Origin of the sequence: Aeromonas sp. 600948, assembly GCF_049174875.1 — a bacterium.
GTDB classification, from domain to species: domain Bacteria; phylum Pseudomonadota; class Gammaproteobacteria; order Enterobacterales; family Aeromonadaceae; genus Aeromonas; species Aeromonas veronii_A.
The window spans coordinates 51,914-73,724 of the sequence record NZ_JAAKTY010000010.1; the positions used below are offsets into that span (position 1 = coordinate 51,914).

General features: G+C 55.8%; 19 protein-coding genes. 16 read left to right on the plus strand and 3 right to left on the minus strand.

Features of this window, described 5'->3' with window-relative positions; genetic code table 11:
• The first annotated feature begins 53 nt into the window (after nt 1–53).
• The 9 genes from G5182_RS10480 (at nt 54) to G5182_RS10520 (ending at nt 7,177) form a co-directional block, all read left to right on the plus strand.
• On the plus strand, nt 54–1,331 hold the full coding sequence (locus tag G5182_RS10480) for a cation:proton antiporter (RefSeq protein WP_019446508.1): 1,278 nt from the start codon (nt 54–56) through the stop codon (nt 1,329–1,331).
• A gap of 505 nt (nt 1,332–1,836) precedes the next feature.
• Complete coding sequence (locus G5182_RS10485; RefSeq protein WP_118854342.1) at nt 1,837–2,013, plus strand: hypothetical protein; 177 nt, start codon at nt 1,837–1,839, stop codon at nt 2,011–2,013.
• 154 nt (nt 2,014–2,167) lie between these two features.
• Nucleotides 2,168–3,403, plus strand: coding sequence for a tyrosine-type recombinase/integrase (locus tag G5182_RS10490; protein WP_421208862.1), 1,236 nt, complete (start codon nt 2,168–2,170; stop codon nt 3,401–3,403).
• 2 nt (nt 3,404–3,405) lie between these two features.
• Complete coding sequence (locus tag G5182_RS10495) at nt 3,406–4,440, plus strand: hypothetical protein (RefSeq protein ID WP_421205553.1); 1,035 nt, start codon at nt 3,406–3,408, stop codon at nt 4,438–4,440.
• Nucleotides 4,441–4,553: 113 nt separating this feature from the next.
• Entirely contained in the window at nt 4,554–4,739 is a 186-nt protein-coding gene (locus G5182_RS10500; protein ID WP_421205554.1) for a helix-turn-helix transcriptional regulator, read from the plus strand.
• Nucleotides 4,739–4,963: a helix-turn-helix transcriptional regulator gene (locus tag G5182_RS10505; RefSeq protein WP_016349205.1), complete on the plus strand. Its 225-nt coding sequence runs from the start codon at nt 4,739–4,741 to the stop codon at nt 4,961–4,963. Before G5182_RS10500 ends, G5182_RS10505 begins: the two co-directional genes overlap by 1 nt.
• A gap of 171 nt (nt 4,964–5,134) precedes the next feature.
• Nucleotides 5,135–5,710, plus strand: a complete 576-nt coding sequence (locus G5182_RS10510) for a YagK/YfjJ domain-containing protein (protein ID WP_421205556.1) — start codon at nt 5,135–5,137, stop codon at nt 5,708–5,710.
• Between the two features lie 3 nt (nt 5,711–5,713).
• On the plus strand, nt 5,714–6,217 hold the full coding sequence (locus tag G5182_RS10515; protein WP_421205558.1) for a hypothetical protein: 504 nt from the start codon (nt 5,714–5,716) through the stop codon (nt 6,215–6,217).
• 612 nt (nt 6,218–6,829) lie between these two features.
• Nucleotides 6,830–7,177: a 50S ribosome-binding protein YggL gene (locus G5182_RS10520; protein ID WP_421254358.1), complete on the plus strand. Its 348-nt coding sequence runs from the start codon at nt 6,830–6,832 to the stop codon at nt 7,175–7,177.
• A gap of 39 nt (nt 7,178–7,216) precedes the next feature.
• Here G5182_RS10520 and G5182_RS10525 read toward each other — a convergent pair whose 3' ends face one another.
• Nucleotides 7,217–7,828 (minus strand): fimbrial protein, encoded by a 612-nt coding sequence (locus G5182_RS10525; protein ID WP_421205561.1) that lies wholly within the window; start codon nt 7,826–7,828, stop codon nt 7,217–7,219.
• A gap of 326 nt (nt 7,829–8,154) precedes the next feature.
• Here G5182_RS10525 and G5182_RS10530 point away from each other — a divergent pair, with 326 nt between their 5' ends.
• The 7 genes from G5182_RS10530 to G5182_RS10560 all read left to right on the plus strand — a co-directional run bounded on the left by G5182_RS10530 (nt 8,155) and on the right by G5182_RS10560 (nt 17,241).
• Nucleotides 8,155–9,198 carry an OmpA family protein gene (locus G5182_RS10530; protein WP_421205563.1) on the plus strand — a complete coding sequence of 348 codons (1,044 nt, stop codon included), beginning with the start codon at nt 8,155–8,157 and terminating at the stop codon, nt 9,196–9,198.
• 565 nt (nt 9,199–9,763) lie between these two features.
• Nucleotides 9,764–12,322 carry a fimbria/pilus outer membrane usher protein gene (locus G5182_RS10535; protein ID WP_421205565.1) on the plus strand — a complete coding sequence of 853 codons (2,559 nt, stop codon included), beginning with the start codon at nt 9,764–9,766 and terminating at the stop codon, nt 12,320–12,322.
• Nucleotides 12,323–12,355: 33 nt separating this feature from the next.
• Complete coding sequence (locus tag G5182_RS10540; protein WP_421254359.1) at nt 12,356–13,099, plus strand: fimbria/pilus periplasmic chaperone; 744 nt, start codon at nt 12,356–12,358, stop codon at nt 13,097–13,099.
• Nucleotides 13,100–13,110: 11 nt separating this feature from the next.
• Nucleotides 13,111–13,671, plus strand: a complete 561-nt coding sequence (locus G5182_RS10545) for a fimbrial protein (RefSeq protein WP_279462974.1) — start codon at nt 13,111–13,113, stop codon at nt 13,669–13,671.
• Nucleotides 13,664–14,632, plus strand: a complete 969-nt coding sequence (locus tag G5182_RS10550; RefSeq protein WP_421254360.1) for a reverse transcriptase domain-containing protein — start codon at nt 13,664–13,666, stop codon at nt 14,630–14,632. Before G5182_RS10545 ends, G5182_RS10550 begins: the two co-directional genes overlap by 8 nt.
• Nucleotides 14,633–14,774: 142 nt before the next feature.
• Nucleotides 14,775–15,665: a hypothetical protein gene (locus tag G5182_RS10555; protein ID WP_421254361.1), complete on the plus strand. Its 891-nt coding sequence runs from the start codon at nt 14,775–14,777 to the stop codon at nt 15,663–15,665.
• 997 nt (nt 15,666–16,662) lie between these two features.
• On the plus strand, nt 16,663–17,241 hold the full coding sequence (locus G5182_RS10560; RefSeq protein ID WP_421254362.1) for a fimbrial protein: 579 nt from the start codon (nt 16,663–16,665) through the stop codon (nt 17,239–17,241).
• A 783-nt stretch (nt 17,242–18,024) separates the two neighbouring features.
• Here G5182_RS10560 and G5182_RS10565 read toward each other — a convergent pair.
• Both G5182_RS10565 and G5182_RS10570 read right to left on the minus strand, forming a co-directional pair.
• Nucleotides 18,025–19,311 (minus strand): winged helix-turn-helix domain-containing protein, encoded by a 1,287-nt coding sequence (locus G5182_RS10565; protein WP_421254363.1) that lies wholly within the window; start codon nt 19,309–19,311, stop codon nt 18,025–18,027.
• A 620-nt stretch (nt 19,312–19,931) separates the two neighbouring features.
• On the minus strand, nt 19,932–21,035 hold the full coding sequence (locus tag G5182_RS10570; protein ID WP_421254364.1) for a leucine-rich repeat domain-containing protein: 1,104 nt from the start codon (nt 21,033–21,035) through the stop codon (nt 19,932–19,934).
• Nucleotides 21,036–21,811 lie beyond the last annotated feature (776 nt).

Sequence of the window (21,811 nt, forward strand, 5' to 3'; positions counted from 1 at the left end):
CCGTCCTGCATAGGGATACGTGCTTGCTGTCTACCAACGAGAAAAAAATAACTATGAGCGTCTACTACACACTCTGTTTTCTGGCAGCGTTGGCGATTTTTATCGCCTTTGCCAACCAGTATGTTGTGAAGATCCAGACCACCATCGCCATTACTGCGGGCTCCATGCTGATCTCCGCACTGCTGGTGCTGTTTGGCAAACTGGGTTGGTTCAATCTGGAACCTCTTGCCGTCAAGACCATGGAGAGCATCGACTTCCAGAACTTCCTGCTGAAGGGGATTCTGGGCTTCCTGCTGTTCGCCGGCGGCCTTGGCATCAACCTCAAGGCACTGCGTAGCCAGAAGTGGGAGATCACCATTCTGGCCATCATTGCCACCCTGCTCTCCACCTTCCTCATCGGATACGGCTTCTGGTTTATCGCCAAGCTGCTGGGCTGGGAGTTGCCGCTGGTCTACTGCATGCTGTTCGGCGCGCTGATCTCCCCCACTGACCCGATTGCCGTACTGGCCATCGTCAAGAAGATGAAAGCGCCACCCCAGATCGCCATCCAGATCGAAGGGGAATCCCTGTTCAACGACGGTGTTGGCCTCGTCATCTTCGCTACCGTGTTTGCCGTCGCCTTTGGCGGTGTCGAGCCCACCTTCGGTAGCGTGGCCGGTCTGTTCCTGCACGAAGCCCTCGGCGGCATCCTGTTCGGTGCCGTGCTGGGCCTCATCGCCCACGTGATGATCAGCGCCACCGACGACGGTTCATTGGAGCTGCTGCTGACCCTCTGCATCCCGACCGCCGGTTTTGCCTTTGCCAACATGATCGGCGTCTCCGGCGCACTGGCCATGGTGGTCACCGGCATCATGATCGGCAACTGGACCCGTCACTCCGGCTTCTCCGAGCAGAGCAGCCATCACCTGGATCACTTCTGGGAGTTGATGGACCAGTTCCTCAACGCCCTGCTGTTCCTGCTGATCGGTCTGGCGCTGGTACTGCTGGATCTCGCCTGGCGTGACTGGATCCTGCTGGTCATTGCGGTGCCGCTCTGCCTGGGCGCCCGCTTTATCAGCGTGTCGCTGCCCTATGTGGCTTTCCGCCGATTCCGCAATTACAACACCTTCTCGGTGCGGATCCTCACCTGGGGTGGCCTGCGCGGTGGTCTGGCGATGGCGATGGCACTGGCACTCCCCTCCGGCGTCATGATGATCCCGGAACACGGCGTCGACCTGCGGGAGGTCATCCTGGTGATGACCTACTCGGTGGTGATGTTCTCCATCGTGGTGCAAGGCATGACCATCACCCCGATGATCACGGCTGCCAAGAAGGCCTGTGGCGACTACTGAGTCGGCCCACTGTGCTGATTGCAGAATGAGAGAGGGCTCCCGTCGGGAGCCCTCTTTTTATGACTGATAGCTGTGGATATTTGCTGCTGATAGCACCTTGATTACACAGAGGAAAAGCGTACTGACTTCAACATAGGCAAATTATTGTTTGCTTTTTATTCATTTCGAGGAGAGAATGCGCGTCGGCTAGTTAATCAGCCTGTTTATGTTTGCCCTGCAATGCTTCACCTCACGATGAATCCTGCCAGTACCCGCATAACCTTCTTCTGATTTACTCGCCTTGAGAACCGTCAGGCTGTCTGCCTGCGTTGCCCGGCTCTCACGGTGCAGACCCGATCTGCCCACCCAATTTGATTTATGCATCAGCATATTCCTTGAAAGTGCAGACGCCCCTTAACCGGGCTGGGTATTCCTGCGCGCTTGTCGTTCACCCAATCGACCGCGCCCATTGACCTGACATTTGCCAATACAAGGAGCAAACACTTAATTTATATAGAGAAATACCATGATGAAAGCAGTACAAACACACAAGCCCCTGCGTCGCAGCAAACCCATCAACCTGCCTGTGCAAGAGCACGACAATGATGCGTTTCTGATCCAGTTCAGCACCCGCTTCAGCGGCGGTTTCGCCATCTCCTGTGATGGTATCGCTGGCGAGTTCTCCATCGAAGAACTCAACTGACGTTTCGTTACGTCCAATTAAAACCCACCTTGCCTACAAAAGCCCCATGATATATAAGGCCCACTGAGAATTCATGTCCCATCAGGTGATGGGAGGTGATACCAGTTAGGGATACATATGTGGGGTTTTTTATGGGGTTTTGTGGGGGTATAAAATGGCATTAGTGGTCACTGCACTCAGGAAAATGCTTGGCACCCCCCACGGCGGCAAGAAGCCCATCCGTAAAGTGGATCGCGGCGATGGACTGAATGCCTTCTGGCATCCAAGCGGGTCAGTCAGCTTTGTTTTCCGCTATCGCTTTAATGGGAAAAATCTGGAAGTGACCTTGGGGAAGTTCACCAACAACAGCGCAGGGATCGATATTGAAGAAGCCCGCAGGAAAACCGAGCAATGTAAAGGATGGCTAGCGGCCGGACACAATCCAGCGTTGATGCTCAAACTGGCCAAAGAAGAACGACTGAAACCAGTCACGGTAGAAGATGCGATTTGTTATTGGCTGGATAACTACGCAGCTAAAAACAGAAAGAATGCCCCAAAGATCCGGCAACAATTCCAAAAATGGATCTTTCCCAAGATAGGCTATCTCCCACTCATCGATTGTGAGACCAGACACTGGCTGGTGGCTTTTGATGAATGCAACAAGCAGGTACCTGTTACCGCTGGCATGCTCTTCCAGATCTCCAAACAGGCGCTGAAGTATTGCCGTGTTCGATGCTATGCCGTCTCGAATGTACTCAATGACCTGACTATTGCAGATGTAGGTAAACGGGGTGGAAAAAGGGATCGCGTTCTGAGTCTTGCAGAAATCCACGCTCTGATGGAATGGATCCAAAGCCCCTCCTCCAACACCTACTATCGTGCACTATCTCTCTTGCTACTATCTTTCGGAGCAAGAACACGTGAAGTGCGGGAATCCCATATAACAGAGTGGGATCTAGCCGCAGGGATATGGACCGTTCCTATCGAACATTCAAAAACGGACCACAAAATTGTCCGCGCCATACCTGAGCGACTCAAACCGATGCTCGCCGAACTTATCGCAACCGCAAAAAAGAACAAAACGCCCTATCTTCTCGGCCAGCTCAAGAAAGTGAGCACGGTGGCGACCTACGGCCACAAGTTGTCAGTAAGACTTGGACATAGCCCTTTCTGGACCTTCCACGATTTACGACGCTCTCTTGCAACCCATCTCACAACTGCTGGGATCGCCCCACATGTGATCGAAATCATTGCCGGCCATAGTCTAAAGGGAGTCATGAGTCATTATATTCACGACCACCGGCTATCAGAACAAAAAGCCACCCTCGAGTTATGGCAGTCAATAATCTGGAACTCTACCGCCAGCAGCAATATCATCCACTTAAATAAGGCTGCATGGCGACATCAATAACTATGAAGAGATGCAATTTACCGGACACCGACTACCTCAAGATTACCAAGGCAGCCAGCGAACTGGGTTGCAAGGTAGAAGACATAATCCATTGGGCAGCCAATCAGAAGACCACGCTCTATTTGATGCTAGAAGAGTCAGAATGTGCCGTCATCGTACGCAACCTGGACCCAGCACAGCCAAATGATGCCTTCGACAAGCAGATGGGAGCTCAGGACCGGTTGGTCAATGCGACGCTGAAGATCACTCAGGGTGAATTTGGGCTGGCACGACTCCACTTTAATGATGTGCGTCCAAGCAAACTGTTTGGTGGCGTCCCCATGTTCTACCGCTTCAGTTACGGCGGGGTTACCTATCCATTAACCTTGATGGCCAAGGCTTCCGGACTCTGGACTGTGGGCCACAGCTTTGCCAAGCAGTTGGAAACTCACGGGATGGTGGAGTTCCGCTCCTTCTTTGTGACACACGGTTATCTGCTCACCCTCAACAATCCCATTGATGGCTTTCAGGTCTCCATTGTGCCAGTTACCTCTGCCAAAAACCCCGAGGTGCCAGATTGCCGTGTATTTCCCGAGCACTTGTGGTTGACTCATGAGAGCGTGAAGCAACTATTCAGCAACACGGCCCGGCATTCATCTCGTTCGGGGATTACAGCCCTCAACAAACACCCCAGATATTCCCCCAAAAAACATGCAATGCTCATCTTTCTGACGGAATTGCTGGTGGAGCATGATGACGTGCTGGCAACCATCGCCGTTGATCGGGATACCTTCACATCCTCTCACTATCACCAACTGGTCATCGAGCTGCGTCACGCTCTACAGTGTCCTGATAAGGAGTTGGTCAAGCAGCTTATCAAACGGTGTGCGCACACCTCGGCAGGCTTTCTCTTTCTGGCTAACAGGCCGTTTGAAGAGTGGTCGAATACCGCGATTGCAGAAGCGATTCAAACGCTGATGTGCTCAAGGCCACGAGATCAAATACAGAGCCAGTTGGCCAATGTCGACAAAAACACCATCCGAGATTGGTTAAATTAACGACCATCACGGTGAGTTAACCTAACTCACCGTGATTTAGCCTTTACTCACCTCACATCTCAAAATAATTCCGAGAAGATGCACTCATCAAATCCAATGAGACGAGGTGAACCATGAATTCTCAAAAAATACTTTCCATTACAACAGTTTGTGACCTTGTCGGACGCAATCGCCGCACTCTGTGGGCATGGGTTCGTGACGGGGTTTTTCCCGAACCCATCAAGATCCATGGCAAAACAGTCGGCTGGCCAGAGTCGGTATACCAACAATGGCTCGCAGAATTGATGGAGAGCAAGTGATGGCCAAATCACCCTTCAGCTATCGTTCGTTGGCGGCGGCAGACAGCGGAACGCTGCAACCCATTCTCAAACACAAAGACCTGCAGCGAGTGCTGGGGTGCTCCAGAACGACGATCTACCGGTGGCTCGCTTTGGCCAAGCTCCCGGCACCGCTCAAACATAGCAACGGACGGATCATGGGGTGGACAAGGCAGCAAATTGAAGCGCTGTTAACAGTGGATTGAAGAATAAATGGGGGCAGCAGCCTCCTTTATTTGGCACCGAATGTAACAAACTGGCACATCATCCCCGATTTTCTCCAAGGCCTAGTCTCTGCTTGCAAAGCACCCCGTCCACGATCGGCGGGGGGTTAACTGCACCCAGCCGCCATCACTGCTTCAGGATATTGATAATATATGCCCGGTATTCATCACGATTCTTCTTTGACTCTTCCCCTGAACTATGAGTATCAAGGCCATGCTTGGGCGGTCATGAACAACATACGTATCAGGCGGGACATCATGGATGGCATCTTCCGATTACTGGAAAGATTCTTTAGCAAGACCAGCAAGTTACTTGCCATCCGCCTGGAGCTTAAAATGCAACAGGGCACAGACAACAATCAACCCATCAGTCGTTTCTGCAGACAGTTCAAATCAACACTGATCCAGCACTACGGCCCCTGTTATCACGGTTACATCTGGGTCAGAGAGAAAGCCAAATCCGCAGCCCAACACTACCACTTGGCCCTGTTTTTGGACGGACAAAAGGTCAAGCACTCTGACAATGTCTACCGGTTAGCCAAAGCAGAATGGACATATGGCTACCTAGCCCTACCGATGAATCCCTTTTACTTCGTCCACCGTGATCGCCTGGATGAACATAGATTGCTTGTCTACCGCTTAAGCTATTTGGCCAAAACCAAAGACAAGGGAAAGCGGCCACCAGCGGTCAAGGACTACCAAATCAGTCGCAGTATCAGGAAGCAATGAACGATGAAAAGCCGAATTTATGCTCCGAGAATCCCAACCCGCATTAGGAAACCGAGCGAAATGGGGTTCTATGAACGCAAGGTGTTCTGGCGTCATCATCAGGAGAACTTTGCCAATCTGGTGCTGCTTCAAGGTATCAGCATCAAGTTCTACGCAGAGCTATACAAACTTGATTTGAGACTCGTCTATGTAAAGTTTCGGGATCTGGGCAGTGCGGAGCTAAGGCGACGCTTCTGGGAACGTCATCGTCAACAATACCAATCTGAGCAGGCTGAAAACGGCCTGTCGGTAGAGGCCTATATACAAACGCATAAGCTGCATCATAAGACAGCAAGACTGGAACTGAAGCGACGGTCCATGAGTGAAAAGTGGGAGACCCACTGTAGACGCTACGCTCTGCAGTCGAAACATCGAGATATCACCATTGCCCAGTATGCGAGGGAAAACAATCTGAATCCCTCGACAGCACGGCGTTACATACGAAAAGCCATCACATCTAATAGATAAAAAGCACCATAGGTATTTGGTCCCCCCCCCCCTAGGATGCCCATCAATGGCAGGGATCGGTTACCATAAACGCAAAGTCTAAAAACACATGTAAATAATTACCAAAAACAATAAACTTAAATAAAATCAGTAACATATTAATATTGAAAGTGATCATCGCAACTTACTGAACATGCAGACCAGAGGTAAAGTGATCCTCCGTCATCAGTGCGTAAACCTTAGACTTGCTGGTGGCTGGGTACTGACAGGGCTCGCTTGGCGTTTACAATCATCGCTGCAGCCATTGCAGGCAGCAACACAGACATCAGGTACACGGAGGCCTGTGCGTTGTGCGCTGGTGACTGAGTCGATATATTTGGGAGAGTCAAGAGAGGCGCTTGACCTTTCTGTTGCTTGGCATGGTGGATCGAGCTGCACTAGTTTGTGAGCATGAGTCCTGCAATCCCTCTTAATTCCACGAACTATCAGACCTTATCCCTTCAACGGCCTAAATCCTGGGCATGGTGGCAAGACGCGACCTGGACCGAATGTGTGCTTCGACGGCCTATGCTGGCACCACCTCGGAGGTCTCACCCCAACTGATGGGCCACCAACACGATTCAGAGGTTCAACATGACATTTCAACCCTCAGAACTGAATAAAAAACGCTCCCGCCGCTTGCGCAAAAAACTGCATCTCGATGAATTTCAGGAGTTGGGTTTACACCTGACCTTTACCATAGATCGAGCGCAAGTCGACTTCGAAGAGGCACTGGATCGATGGCTGGACTATATCGAACTACAAGGTTGGAGCTTTGGCGGGGGTGGAGCCGACGCTGAGCTCAGCGGTTACCTGTGCCAAGCAGCTAACGACTCATTGACCTCTCAAGATCGGGAAGCAATTGCCAACTGGTTGACCGTACAGCCATGGGTGACTGGCCATCGGCTAGCACCACTGAGCGATGCCTGGTATGGCCCCTGAGCGGGCTGCCCAATTGGGCAGCCCGCTCAGGATCATGACTTACTGATAGCTCATGACAAAGTCTGCCGCGGCATCGAACTCACCCGGCACGGGTGGGTTGCTACCATCTGCAGCCACCGTGCTCACGACCTTGGCGCCAAATTTGAGGTGGTTATCACCATTGACCAGACTGGACACCTTGGTTGGCGTACCCAACACAATCTCTTCCCCTGACTGCTTGTTGACCAGAGCAATCGCACCACCAGACCCCCCACCGTTCAATGCCAGCGCATGCTTGGTATCGTCGGATGGAATCCCGGAGAAGGTCACTGTCGCACTGGCTGCGGTGGCAAAATCACAGGCTTCCAGGTGGATTTCGAACGGCCGCAGCGGAGTTGAACCCTGCTTTTTCAGCAGCGAGTTGGCGATCTCCCCCATCTGTACTGTCTGATCCACACTCTCGGGCGCAATGGAGCAGGGGGCATCGATAATGGCACCCACAAACTTGATGGTGCCATGACCCTGATCCTGAGGAGAAGACGCAGCTGGACTGGATGGACCCAAATCACTCCAACCGCCATCATCGTCTGCACAGGCAAGTGCAGCATACCCTCCAGATACCATTGCCACAGTCAAGGCAGTGACCAAACGCAAGCCTGATATTTTTTTCATACAATCAACCTCTATTTGTCCAATGATCGAGCGTTGATCATATAAAGAATGAAAGACACTCTCCAATTATGAAAAATTACCTTTAAACTCAGCCATTAACCATGATTTATCGAACCGGAACGGCCATCACCCTGTCGTTATTTAGAAATAACAAATATTAATTTTAAATAATTTGACTCCTCCACCTCACAGGCTACTGTTTCACCCCGCGATTATCAAATCTGCACCGTTCTGATTCAATGTGAATTATGAGCGATGCGTTGATCGTCGGCATTTGCTTGCAACAAAGCAATAAAACGAGAAATTAAAATATGAGGATGTCATCTATGTTATTTGGACAAAAGAAGCTTGCCCTTGTCGTGAGCTGTCTGATGCTGGGTCTTGGTACCGGTTCTGCCAACGCCACCGAAAACGGTGACTCGGCTGATCTCTATTTTGGTGCCGGTGCCGGCTTCACCCACTTTCAGGGTCTGAACAAGATTGGCGGTGTCGAAAACGGCACCGAAGATGCCGCCGCTACCAACGCCTTTGCGGGTTACAACCTTAACGACTATCTGGGGGCCGAACTGGGCTACATCTACGCCGGGCGTGGCAACACCGATGGCAACCGCTTTGAAAATCAGGGGGGAACCCTCTCCCTGATCGGCCGTGTTCCCCTGGCTGGCGACCTTAGTCTGTTCGGTGAGGCAGGTGGTTACTGGGCCCACACCGACGGACTGGGCACCAAGGATACCAAGGTCTCCTCCCTGTTTGGCGCCGGCCTGACCTATCAACTGACCGATGCGCTGGATCTGCAGGCCCGCTGGCGTTACATCGCTGATGTGGCAGACCTGCACAGCAGTGACTACCACACCAGCACCAAACCCAACCAGAACATGACCACGCTGGAGCTGGTCTACCACCCCTTCCGCTCCAGCTATGTCGAGCCGGTCGCGGTAGAGCGCCCCATTCCGGCGCCGGAACCCGTCATGGTCGACAAGACCTTCGAACTGAGCTCTGACGTGCTGTTTGCCTTTGGCAAGGCAGACCTGAAGGAAGAGGGCTTGCAGACCCTGGACAAGCTATACCAGGACCTGGCCAACGCCCGCCCCAAAGAAGGTGAAGCCATCGTGATCGGCTATACCGACCGCATCGGCTCGGCCAAGGTGAACCAGCGCCTCTCCGAGGCCCGCGCCCGGGCAGTGGCTGATTTCCTGGTCTCCCAGGGGCTGCCGGCCAGCAAAATCCGGGTTGAGGGACGTGGTGCAGATGACTCGCTCACCGGCACTCAGTGCGATGGCATCAAATCCAAAGCAAAACGCATTCAATGCCTGGCACCGGACCGTCGGGTAGAAGTACGACTGACCGGGATCAAGTCAGTACAAGCGTGATGATATCAAGGAAGCTATATCGGGCAGGGATGCCCACCTATTTCCAATATCAGCCCTGCTATATCTCCCCATGATATTTCAGTGTCGCTTATCGTTAATCACTCATGGTCTATCAGCGCGATCTGCTCACTCCCAATAATCCCTCCGCCCTTTTTCCGGCGATATCAACCCGGGCTCCCCACCCATTATCTGCGTCACGCTTTGCCTGACTGTTCTAAAAACCACCAGCAATGGCCTGCCAGACCCGATTTCAGGCGACCCAAGACCTGATGAAAGTAAAGCTCAACACATTGATTATTAACGGATAAAACCGGAATTATCTGTAACTGGTCAAAGAGGGTTCCAGCTCGATACCATGTGCTGGCCAATCGGGGGAATCATTGTGCCGGGCGATATTTGCGGCCAGGAAACCAGGTGGTGCCAGTTTCTCATTTCATCCCTCTGAATATAAAAAATCTCGCCTGACCCGGCGTCAGCGCAGTTTTTTTTAGACAGGTTGTCGATCATCACAACCATGTGGCAGGCAGTTCAGCCCAGGCCCCTTACAGACAGTGACGATATTGATATGAAACAACGCATTGCAATATTGATAATCAACTTGCTTGGTGCCTTTGCCATTCAGGCCGCCCCTGCCGGCGGCATCGATTTCAATACCGATTTGCTGGATGTAGCCGATCGCGAAAATATCGACTTCGAACAATTCACTCACGTCGGCTATATCGTTCCCGGCAAATATAGCATGCAGGTAAATATCAACGATCGTTCACTGGGCGAGCGCGAAATCACGGTGAAAAGTGATGCGGATGGCGCGTCCATAAGTTGTATTCCGAAAACACTGCTGGAAGAGTTCGGCCTCAAGGAGAGCGCCCTGCAAAAAGTATTGCAGGCAAATACCGACATGCAGTGCATCAATCTCGATGTGCTGGAAGGGAGCACGCTGCGTCCGGATATCAGCAGTTACACCCTCACCATCTCAATTCCGCAAACCAACCTGGAATATATCGACGACAACTGGGAACCCATCAGCCGCTGGGATAACGGCATCAACGGTTTTATGCTCGATTACGGCATCAACCTGCAACATGCGACCAGCTCCGAGCAGTGGGAGAATAATACCAACGCCAGTGCCTACGGCGTGCTGGGGGCCAACTATGGTGCCTGGCGCGTGCGGGCCGACTGGCAGGCGCAATATCAGAGCAATCGTGGCTGGCATACCCAGAAACCGCCTCAGGATGAGGACCAGCAGGATCAGGATGAACCTCAGGATCCCACCCATCCGAAACAGGTGAAAGAGACCCACCAGCAACACTCTGCCGACGTGACCCGGGTCTACGCCTATCGCCCGCTCCCGTCCCGCGAGGAGAAGCTGATGGTAGGGGAGCTGGATCTTGGCAACTCCATCTTCGACTCGTTCCGCTTCACCGGGCTCACGCTAGCCTCGGATGACAACATGCTCCCCCCCAACCTGCGTGGCTATGCCCCCGAAGTGGTCGGTATCGCCAAAACCAACGCCAAAGTGGTCATCAGCCAGGGGGGACGCGTTCTCTACGAGACCCAGGTCGCGGCCGGCCCCTTCCGAATCCAGGATCTCAACTCGGCCACCAGCGGCGAGCTGGACGTGCGGGTAGAGGAACAGGATGGCTCCTTGCAAACCTTCAAGGTCAATACCGCCGCTATCCCCTATCTGTCGCGCCCGGGCTCGGTACGCTACAAGTTTGCCAGCGGCAAGCCCTCCAACCTCGACCACAGCCTGGAAGGGCCGCTGTTTGTCAGCGGCGAAGCCTCCTGGGGGGTCAACAATGGCTGGTCCCTCTTCGGCGGCGCCCTGGTGAGCGACGGCTATGCCGCGCTAACTGTGGGTACGGGCCGGGACCTGCTGCAATTTGGTGCCATCTCGTTCGACATGACAGAGTCGCGGGCCGAATTGCCCGAGAAGGGCATCAAGCACGGCGGCTCCTATCGGGTCAACTACTCCAAGAGCTTCGACAAATACGACAGCCAGGTGGCGTTTGCCGGTTACCGCTTCTCGGAGCGCGACTTCATGACCATGAGCGACTACCTGAGCGCCAAAGACGAGAGCCAGGCCTACTACCAGGGGGGCTCGAAAGAGATGTACTCGGTCATTCTGAGCAAGCAGTTTCGCAACCAGAATATCGGCGCCTACTTCGACTACACCCACCAGTCCTACTGGCTGAAGCCGGACAGTGAACGCATCAGCCTGGCCCTCTCCCACCAGTTCGATGTGAAGGATTGGCGCGGCCTGGGGCTGACGGTGAACGCCTACCGCCAAACCCAGTGGGAGAACGCCGATACCGGTATGTACCTCTCCCTCTCGGTGCCGCTCGGCGGGGGCAGTCACCTCGGTTACAGCCTCTCGTCGCAAAACGACACCCTGACCCACAGCGCCAACTACTACAACACCCTGGACGAGCGCAACAACTACTCCCTCTCGGCCAGCACCTCGCCCCGTGGGGAGAGCCTGAGCGGCTTCTACTCCCATACCGCCGACAAGGCGCAGCTGTCGGTCAATGCCAGCGAACAGAACGGCGGCAAAAACCTGAGTGCTGGCCTCTCCGTGCAGGGGGGCATCACCGCCACCGCGCAGGGCACCGCCCTGCACCGGGTCGGCATGATGGGGGGCAGTCGCCTGCTGGTGGATGCCGATGGCGCCGAAGGGGTGCCGATCCATGCCGGCGGCCCCGTCACCACCACGGATCGCCACGGCAAGGCGGTGGTGGCCGACCTCACCAGCTACTACCGGCAGCGCACCAGCATAGATGTGGATCGGCTCGGCGACGAGGTCGAACCCATCGGCTCCCCCGTGGCCAGCCGCACCCTCACCGAAGGGGCCATCGGCTACCAGCACTTCGATGTGCTGGCGGGGGGCAAGCGGCTGCTCGCCTTCCGGCTCCAGAGCGGCAAGACGCCCCCCTTCGCCGCGGTGGTGGAGAACCGACAGCAGTTGCGACTGGGGATGCTGAGCGACGACGGCATGGCCTATCTGGCGGGGCTGCACGCCGGCGAGCCGATCTTCATCCGCTGGGGCGATCATGCCCACTGCCAGGCAGTGCTGCCAAACCCGCTGCCGGCGGAGGACGAGCTGCCCACCCTGAGCTGTCACTAAGACCCGTTTTACTGACCAACACGAGATCCGACGATGAAACTGATGCAACACGCCCTGCTGGCCTTAGCCCTGGTGGCCGCCCTGCCCACTCAGGCCGCCGTGGCCCTGGATCGCACCCGGGTGATCTACACCGGCGATAGCAAGTCCCAGAGCCTCAACATCCGCAACCACAACAAGGAGCTGCCCTATCTGGCCCAGGCCTGGATGGAAGATGCCATGGGCCGCAAGATTTCAAGCCCCTTCGTGGTGCTGCCCCCGGTGCAGCGGCTGGAACCGGGCGCCGACAGCATGCTGAAGGTGCAGGCCACCCAGGCGAGCCACCTGCTGCCCCAGGATCGGGAGAGCCTGTTCTACTTCAACCTGCGGGAGATCCCGCCGCGCAGCGACAAACCAAACTCCCTGCAGCTGGCGCTGCAGACCCGCATCAAGTTCTTCTACCGGCCGCAGTCGCTGGTGGTAGAGCCGGAGGCCCATGTCGCCCCCTGGCAGCAGCAGCTCAAGCTGATCCCGACCCAGGGGCACTACCGGGTAGAGAACCCCACCCCCTACTTCATCACCCTGGTCGATGCCGCCAGCAAGGCCGATGACGAAGGGCAGGCCGACTTCACCCCCCTGATGCTGGCCCCGTTCGGCCAGGGTGAGCTCAATCTCGGGGTCGCCCGGCTCGGCAACACGCCGACCCTCACCTATGTCGATGACTTCGGCGGGCGCCGCCCGCTCCACTTTCGCTGCACCGATCAGCACTGCAGCCTGACCAGCGCCGACAAAGCGGCCTGAAGGAGGTAACGATGAACCCCATGATCCACAAGGCCCGCGGCCTGCCGGCCCTGCTCTGCCTCGCTTGGCTGGGGCTGCTGCCGGCCCGCGCCTGGGCTGACGGCTACGACTCGGTGCAGCTGACCATCACCGGCACCCTAGTCTCGGTGCCCTGCACCATCCCCCCGGCGGATGCGAACATCAGCCTGGATCTGGGTACCGTGGTCAACAAGGATCTGCTGCGGGACAAACGCTCCAAACCCAAGGGGTTTGTGCTGCACCTGGAAGAGTGCGATCCCTCGGTGGCCAAGGGGGTCAAGGTCACCTTCAGCGGCACCGCCTCCAGCGAGGACAAGAACCTGCTGAGCCTGGCCAAGGGCAGCGCCGCCGCCGGCATCGCCCTCGGCATAGTCCAGGGCAAGGATAGCCCCAAGGATCTGCCGCTGGGTCAGGCCAGCAGCAAGCAGACCCTGCAAACCGGCAAGAACCAGCTCGATTTCGGGGTCTACGTCGCGCTGCTGAAATCGGGGGAGAAAAAGCTCACCCCCGGCACCTTCAGCGCCCAGTCGACCCTCAAGCTGACCTATGAATAGCCGCTATCCCGAACTCGCACCGGCGCAGGCCTGGCAACTGGCCTATCAGTGGCTCTGCCAGCGGCGGCGCCACTACCCGGCCAACGCCGATATCTGGCACCTGCGCTTTCACTGGCCAGCGCGCTCGGCCACCCTGTTTGCCCGGGTGATGGCGGGGCACTATCGGCTCAGCCCCATGCAACTGCTGGGGGGCCACGCCATCTGGTCGGCAGAAGATGCGCTGGTGCTGAAATGGGTGGCGCTGCGGGTCGCCCCGCTGCTCCCCTGGCACCCGGCCTGCGAACATGGTCGCGGCATGGGGGTCGTGGCCTCCCGCCGCCGGCTGCACGACTTTTTGCAAGGGGCCGGGGGCAGCCCCCCCTATGTGCTGCGCACCGATATTCGCGGCTACTACCAGCATATCGACCGGGCACGGGTGCTCAGCCGGCTGGTGGCGCCGCTGCCCTGCCCCGTCTGCCGCGAGCTGATCCGCCAATACCTCTATTACAGCGTCGAGTGCGGCGGCGAGTTTCATACCCCCAGCGGGGGGATCAGCCGCGGCTGTGCACTGAGCCCGCTGATCGGCGCCAGCCTGCTGTGGCACATCGATGCGGACTTTGCCGCCAGGGGGGAGCTCTATTACGCCCGCTATATGGACGACTTTATCGTGCTGGCCCGCACCCGCTGGCGCCTGCGCGATGCCGTGCGCCGTCTCAATGGCTATCTGGCCGCCGACGGCTTTAGCCAGCACCCCGCCAAGACCTGGATTGGCCGCCTGGATCGCGGCATCGACTGGCTGGGGGGCTGGTATACCACGCTGGGCAGGGTCGGTATCGCCCCCAACGCCCTGCAACGCTATCGAACCAAATCCCTGCGGCTTTATGAGCAGACCCTGCGTGCCGGCAATCCGGAAACCGAGTGCCAACGCAGGGTGCGGGGGTATTTCACCCGTTGGAGGATACACACCGATGAACACAACTAGCCACCCCGCCCTTGACAGTTACGGCGCGGGGGAGGGAGTACCCGGACTACCCGGTGCTAGCCCTACCGCCGTGGACAGACCGAGGAACACCCCACAGAGAACGACACACCGCTGGCAAAGAACAAGCGACCCGGCGTCTATCGTGACCCTAGTAACCTCCGCTGCCCTGCGAGTAGTGACTGCCATTCTCTGTTTTACCCTCGCCTGGCCGGCCGATGCGAAGCACGTTGGCCCGAAACTCATCGCCGTCAACGTGAACCAAGGTCAAGGCTACTGGCTCGGAACCGCGACCTACAAAATGGTTGAGTACCCAGATCAGTGGTTGGAGAAATTGAAGGGGGCCCGCGGTTGGTACTACTCAACGCACATATGCAACGCTGAGCGGAATGGGACTTGGACCTTCACGTCCTCCTACTCGCCTGTTACTTTTCCGGTCTCCGACGATCCGGCGACCAAATTGATGAAAATGAATAGCGCCATAACGAGGAGATGGGGGGAAGAACCCGAGGAAGGGGCCGTTTACACAGTCGGCATAGGGGATAACACCACTGATAACAACGGCGGGGCGATTCGGAGCCAAGAAGCACTGTGTCCGGGCCTTGTGGGTGCACCCACGTTCGGCGATTGGTCGGACCTGAAACACACTCCAACTATTGAAACGTATCCCCCCGGGCAGGCGTGCTTATCGATACCGTCCACACCAGGGGATGATTGCTTTTTCGACACGCCAAACGCGGCGATCGACTTAGGAGCAGTTCAAGCCGGAGGGAGCAAAACCGGCAAAGCGAGCCTGTCGTACGTGTGTAGTGCGGGGGGGACCTTCAGGATCGGTGTGTTGGGGCCGGATAAAGGCAAGATTTCGGGGGAGGCCGGGGTAGCCTACCTGCGCACGAGCAGCGGCCCCCTTCCCGCCAAGATCGAGGGTGGCGCGGGGGTGAAACACACCGTAGACCTCTACGCCGATTTTGTGGGAACGGCGGGCTGGACTGGTGCCCTGTTAATGAGTGGCGTCCTAACAGTAGAAATGGAATAAACCAGCGGGGTGGCCCTGGACCGAGCCAAGCGCGAGGGCCGCGTGTCAAAGACGCAGCCAAGGCGGCCTTCCCGGTCTGATGGAGCGGTACCGACGTGATGCTGGGGGCAGTCGGTGGGTCCAGCAGATCTGAGAGATTGTCCGTATTCCCGACAGACATCGGGGATCGTGAGTGCGCCCTGAGACCCGTTCGGCTAACCACGGTGCCAGCCGTTCAGGTGAAATCGCCGGTCGGCAAGCAATGCGGTCCCGGCCGACCTACGGCTGTCGGAACAACTGAGGAGGAAGGGCCGGGGACAGGCGTCGCCTTGGCCGGACAGGCACGCTCGAAAAAAAACCAACCGAGCTTGCCCAGAATGTCCGGCCAGTGAAGACGCCCCCCATGACGATAGCACCGGTGACCATATCCCTGGCTCCATGGCCAGGGGGGTGAGGAGGAGGTCGCGCCCGATGGGGTCGCCCCCCCCTCCCCCCCCGAGAGGTTACCTCGCCCGCCCCCCCACGAAACGCCCCGGGTCGACGGCTGGACAGCTACCAAGAAGGCACCGGAGATCATTGACCGTGTCCACTACCCGGTGGGCGTGCGGGCAACGACACCTGCCAGGATTCCCGAAGCGTTGGGCTACTCCGCCGGGGCAACCGGCATCGCGCATGCGACTACGGCCGCACGGGATAAGTGCTGCAGACAAGACCGTCTGCCAGTGTGGCTAGCTCCGGCGAGCCCAGAACACCCACCGGATGATTCCTCGCTGCCGGATGGACTGGCCGCAACCTCCCGGAACCCACCTTGGCACACCAAATAAGAAGTCAATCAATTGATATAAAAGGGATTGCAAAGAAATTTTTCATAACTGGGAGCGGGCGACAACAGGGGGTAGCATGCCTTGGTCGACAGCACCAGGTGAGTCAGCTCGAGCCAACCCAGTAGCGCTCCCTCTCACCCTACCGGCCTGCTGTCGTTATGCATACTTTCAACGAACGAAACAAGGAAACAAATATGAAACCCATAAATTCCGCCCGCTGGGGGCTGTCGGCGATCGCCCTCTCCCTCGCCCTGACCGCCGCTGGTACCGCCTTTGCCGAAGAGACCCCACCAACCGAAAAACCGCCCGTGGATCAGGGTCATGGCACCATCAAGTTTATCGGCGCCATTATCGACGCCCCCTGCTCCATCGCCCCGGAGAGCGTGGACCAGACCATCCAGATGGGGGAGATCGCCAACTCGCTGCTGAACAAGCAGGGCTCCACGCCGCTGCGCCCGTTCGAGATCCACCTGGAAGCCTGTGACTTCGCCACCGCCAGCGACGCCACCGTCACCTTCAACGGCATCCCGGCCGACACCGCCAAGAAGAGCCTGGCCCTTAACGGCGGCGGCTCCGGTGGCGCCATCTCCCTGGTCAACAAGCAAAATGGGGAAGAGATCGTGCTCGGCACTCCGACCAAGGTGGCCAGCCTGGTCAATGGCGACAACCACCTGAAGTTTGGTGCCAAGGTGATCAGTACCGTGGCTCAAGGTGGCAAGGCGGTGCCGGGTGAATTCGATGCCTCCGCCGACTTTATCATGACCTACCAGTAATCCTTCGCAGATAACCTGACTCCGCATCCAAGGCAAACGGAATTGCCTTGCCATTGGGCCTTATTAACCGGGCTCTGACCCGGAACGCCCTCCAACTCCACCCCATGGCTGTGGCCCCCCTCCCTGTTCTGCCGGCGCCGTTCGCCTGTTCCCCTCTGCGCCATTAGCCGCTATCCCATGCCGCACGCATAGGCCCCGTCACCCCACTGGCCCGGTATGCGCACACCCGCGACATCGGGTCGGGAACCGTCACCCTACCGCCACCCGGATGGCCTACCTCTGCCGACCGGGGTGCTCCGCCGAAGGGGTCCATCCATTCGCGCTCGGCGTCAACCCCCCTATCCGGGGAGTCCGGTATCTTCAGCGGCGGCGGTGTGCGGCTCCTGACTGCCGAGTGAATCCCCGGTTCGCACCGCTAAGCTGAGGCTATCCATCCGCAAGGCACCCTCCGGCCCCCTTACACCCGCATTATCCGCAGAGCCTGAGGCCCATCCCTGTTTGACCCTTTATCCCGCTCCCCTCCCTACCGCCAGGCCACGCCCGGCCTCAGGACCATTGTGTTGCAGCATAGGGTCCAGCAACAAAGTCCAGCAACAAGCGAGCCGGCCGGCACTTCACTTAACCAGGGGGTTCAGGGCGGTGGCGAGAAGAGGGGGCATCAAGGCAAAAGCTGGTGGCAAGGCAAGGGCAGAATAAAGAAAAGGCTGGCACAAGCCAGCCTTGGTGGGATAAGTGACGGCGGATCCCTTGCCGAGAGCCCGCCGGGGCATCCGGGCAGAGCGCTTATTCTGGCGCCCTGCGCGACAGCATCAGAAAACCGCCATGCACGGTGGAGGCATGCAGCACTTTTTGCGCCTCCAGGGTGTAACGCAAGTGCTCCTCTTCGCTGGTCATAATGCTCATGACAGCCGCCCGATAGGGGGTCAGCAGCTCCGACTCCAGCGCCTTGACGTGCACACTCTGCAGATGGGCTTTCATGACGTAATCGGGATAGCGGCCGTTGATCTCCGTCAGCCTGCCATCACGGGTTTTGAGGAGCGTCAGCTCTGCCATCTCCTCACCGGCTGGCGTCACCAACGAGACCTCCTGCACGAATTCGTGGATCGGCGCACCATACCCCTTGTGTCTGACCTGCATCGCCAATACGGGATGTTCTGTCCCATCACAAGGCGCATAGAAATTGACGTTGTTGTAATACCCCTCCCCCATGGGTGCCGGAAAATCACGGAAGGGGGGCACGGAGAGATGCTGTGCGATGCACCTTAGCTGAGGCTCCAGCGACGCATCATGCTGAACGAAATAGACCTTCTCCCACAGGGGCCGATCGCCTTCATAAGAGACCAGCGATATCAGGTGGTCGGCAATCATCATCCGGTATTCGCTCTCCGCCGACTGCGCAGAAGCCTTGTCAATCATCTCCAGAGTGGCGCTGGAAATCGGCGGATTGGCCCCATCCACGCGATAGATGATGCCGTGCCGGGTGGTTATCTTTTTGGTCAGATAGGGCAGGCTCTCTTCTTCCGCCAGCAGAAACCAGCCAGCCAGAACAAGCAGACCAAGCAGACCAAGCAGCAACGAGACCATGATGCCACGCTTGCGGATAACCCTGCTGCGGTGCCATGCGGGTTGCAGCAAGGGGGGCTCGTCAAACAGATCGCGGCCTGTGTCCGTTTCATCAACCAGCTCTCCGACCAGCGCATCATGGGTGACAGTGTCGGGGGCGTCGTCAATGATCAGCTCCTCTTTCAGGATGGTCAGATCCATCATGTAACCCACTCTGGGCACGGTACGGATAGAGTCCATCACCCCCAGGGACTCCAGCTTGCGCCGGATCATCAGGATATTTTTATTCAGACCCGCGTCGCTGCTTTCACTGTTGTTCCACAATGCAGAGATAAACTCCTCTCTGGACATCACCTGCTGGGGGTGTTCACAGAAAAACTCCAGCAGTTGGCACTCTTTCTGGCTTAAATGTACTTCGCGGGTAGCATCTCCCCTTTCTTTGACCAGACAATAACGCGATGGAATAAAGGTGATGTCATCACCAATGTGATAATTTATTTCCAGCATGATGCTCATCAATCAGCAAACTTGAATGTGACTACCACCCCAAAAAGCAGGATTCATTAGCCACCCCTTTACATACCAGCCAACCGCTATATTCGAAATAGATCTCAAAAGCAAAATATATGTCCAATACAGCAACTATGACTACCAGTATATACACCAGCGTTTTTATGTACTTTATAGGTATATTTATGTAGTCCAGCTCATAGTTTTTCTTCGGCTTCCATCCCGATGATTCAGTTGGCTTAGGGAAAAGAACATCCACATCAGCCCTTTTACGAAACATTTCGCTACCTTTTGGCAATTAAATGGAGCGAAAATGTTAGCACTGAAAGCCCATGCGGTTAAATTACGATTAATTTCATAAAAATACCCTTAAAAACATAGAGATAAGAGCATCCATAACAACAAAGCCCCCATCCAGAGGGGGCTCGCGACCGTGATTTTATCTGATCAAGATGCAAATCTGAATGAACATTAAAGATGAATCATATCCGCTTGATTCACGTCAATTTTGTTTTCCATACCCTGTCCGGGATGGTCTCTCTCTTCCCCATTTAGCTAAAAAAATGGCACTACCTGCCGGGAGTCATGGAGGTAGTGCCATAAAAGCCAGCCGCATATTAAGGCTGGAATACCTGCTGCACAACGCTACCGCTGGCAATCACCTTCTTGTTGCTGCTCTCGTAGGACCATGTCAGTGAATTCTGGCCTGCCCCTTCCCATACCAGCAGGTTGTTCGTCTCGTCATAGCTGCCGGGCGTCGCCCAGACAATCTCTGGTACCTCGTCTTGCGGAGTGCGCAAAACGATCTTGAGCCATTTCCCCTGCACCGTATCCGCCATCACCACATGTTGATTCTTCAATGACACACTGGTGTTGTCGTGCAGATAGGCCAGCGGCCGAGTGTTGCTGATGTAGTTGTCATCGGCAGTCAGCTTCGCCAGATAGCGCGGCCCATGCACTATCTTCTCGAGGTCATCCAGGCGACACCCCGACACATCCAGCTTCTGCAAAGCAGACAGGTTGGCCATGCCGGACCAATCCGCCATCTTGTTATTCGAAATATTCAGACCAACCAGGGTCGCAGGCATAAACTCCAGAGTGGAGATCTTGGCTGATGCCACCTCAAGCTGCTTGAGCTTGCTCATCTTTCCCAGCGGGGATAGGTCATCTATCGGGTTATCGCTGACGGACAAGGTGGTCAGATTCATCAGATCCGCAATCGGGCTCAGTGAATCAATCCCATTTCCCGAGATATCCAGCATGGTCAGCGTAGATATTCTGCCAAGTTGATGGATATCAGCGAGACGGTTGGCCGCTATTTTCAGCGTGGAGAGCGGCAGTTCACTGATTGCGGAAATATCACTGATATCGTTGTCCGTCACATCCAGTGAAACAAGATTGGTGGCAAACTGTAACCCGGTCAGGTTCTCGATATGTTTACCGACAGCATTGAGACTATCCAGCGCCAGCATATCCTGAGTCGTCACAGGATCTGCCTCAACAATACCCAACGCAGATTTGACCGCGGCTTCCATATTCTTGTCAGGAAAATTGATAATCTCTGCATTGACTGCATCTGTCAGGAGTTGTTCATTATTTTCGGAAGGCTGCAACTGGATATATCCATTGCGATTATCGGCTTCATGTTCTGACACTGTGCCGGCAATGGCGGGGACAGACAGCGCCATTGAAATGGCAATTGCCAAGGTCGTGTTTTTCATTATTTACGTCTCTCGGTTTGTTGATTGCTATAAAACCCTACCGAAAATAGATTTCATGAAAAATAAAAAAATCGAGACATATTCATTATTGTGATCACCAACTGCTTATATTTTTAAATTACAAATAATTATAAATAATTTCGGCCAATACCATCCGTACATTTGCCAGATATTGGGTGAGCAAGGTTTATCACAGACCACAGGTTTCAGGTTGGTGTACATGAGCATATGTAATGACTCCTGGCGTAGCGCTCTACATCATTGGCAGCCAATAGCTCAATGAGCATAAGGGAGCCGCACAGATCGTCATGAGGCACGCTTTTTCCACCTATGCGAGATGAGGCCTCGCAACATCGCTGATTGGAAGGCTGCCAGAGCAACCTTGACAGACAACCTGCTGCAGCGGCTAACGGGATCTCGACCCAACCGAACTGATAGATGAAATAATCCCTGCCACCTCACGTCCATGACGCAGTGAAAACGACAACACAGCCCATTCCGCTGGCTGAGTTATCACCACCAGAGGAGAGGAAACGGCTCACTGGCCAAACGCTCTATGCCGGCCACCAGCAGAGAGAATTTTGACTGAGCGGGGTTTAGTGTGGGGTAAAAAAATAAAAAACACTTAACCAAAACAATTAAAAATATAATAATCAAACACTTATATGAATGCGGCGAGTCTTCCATCGAAGACCTCAACTGATCCTGCCTGCCCTCCGGCAGCGCCCGATGCAGACAGGCCGCAACTCACGGCGGCCTCTTTGCTTCTCTCACGC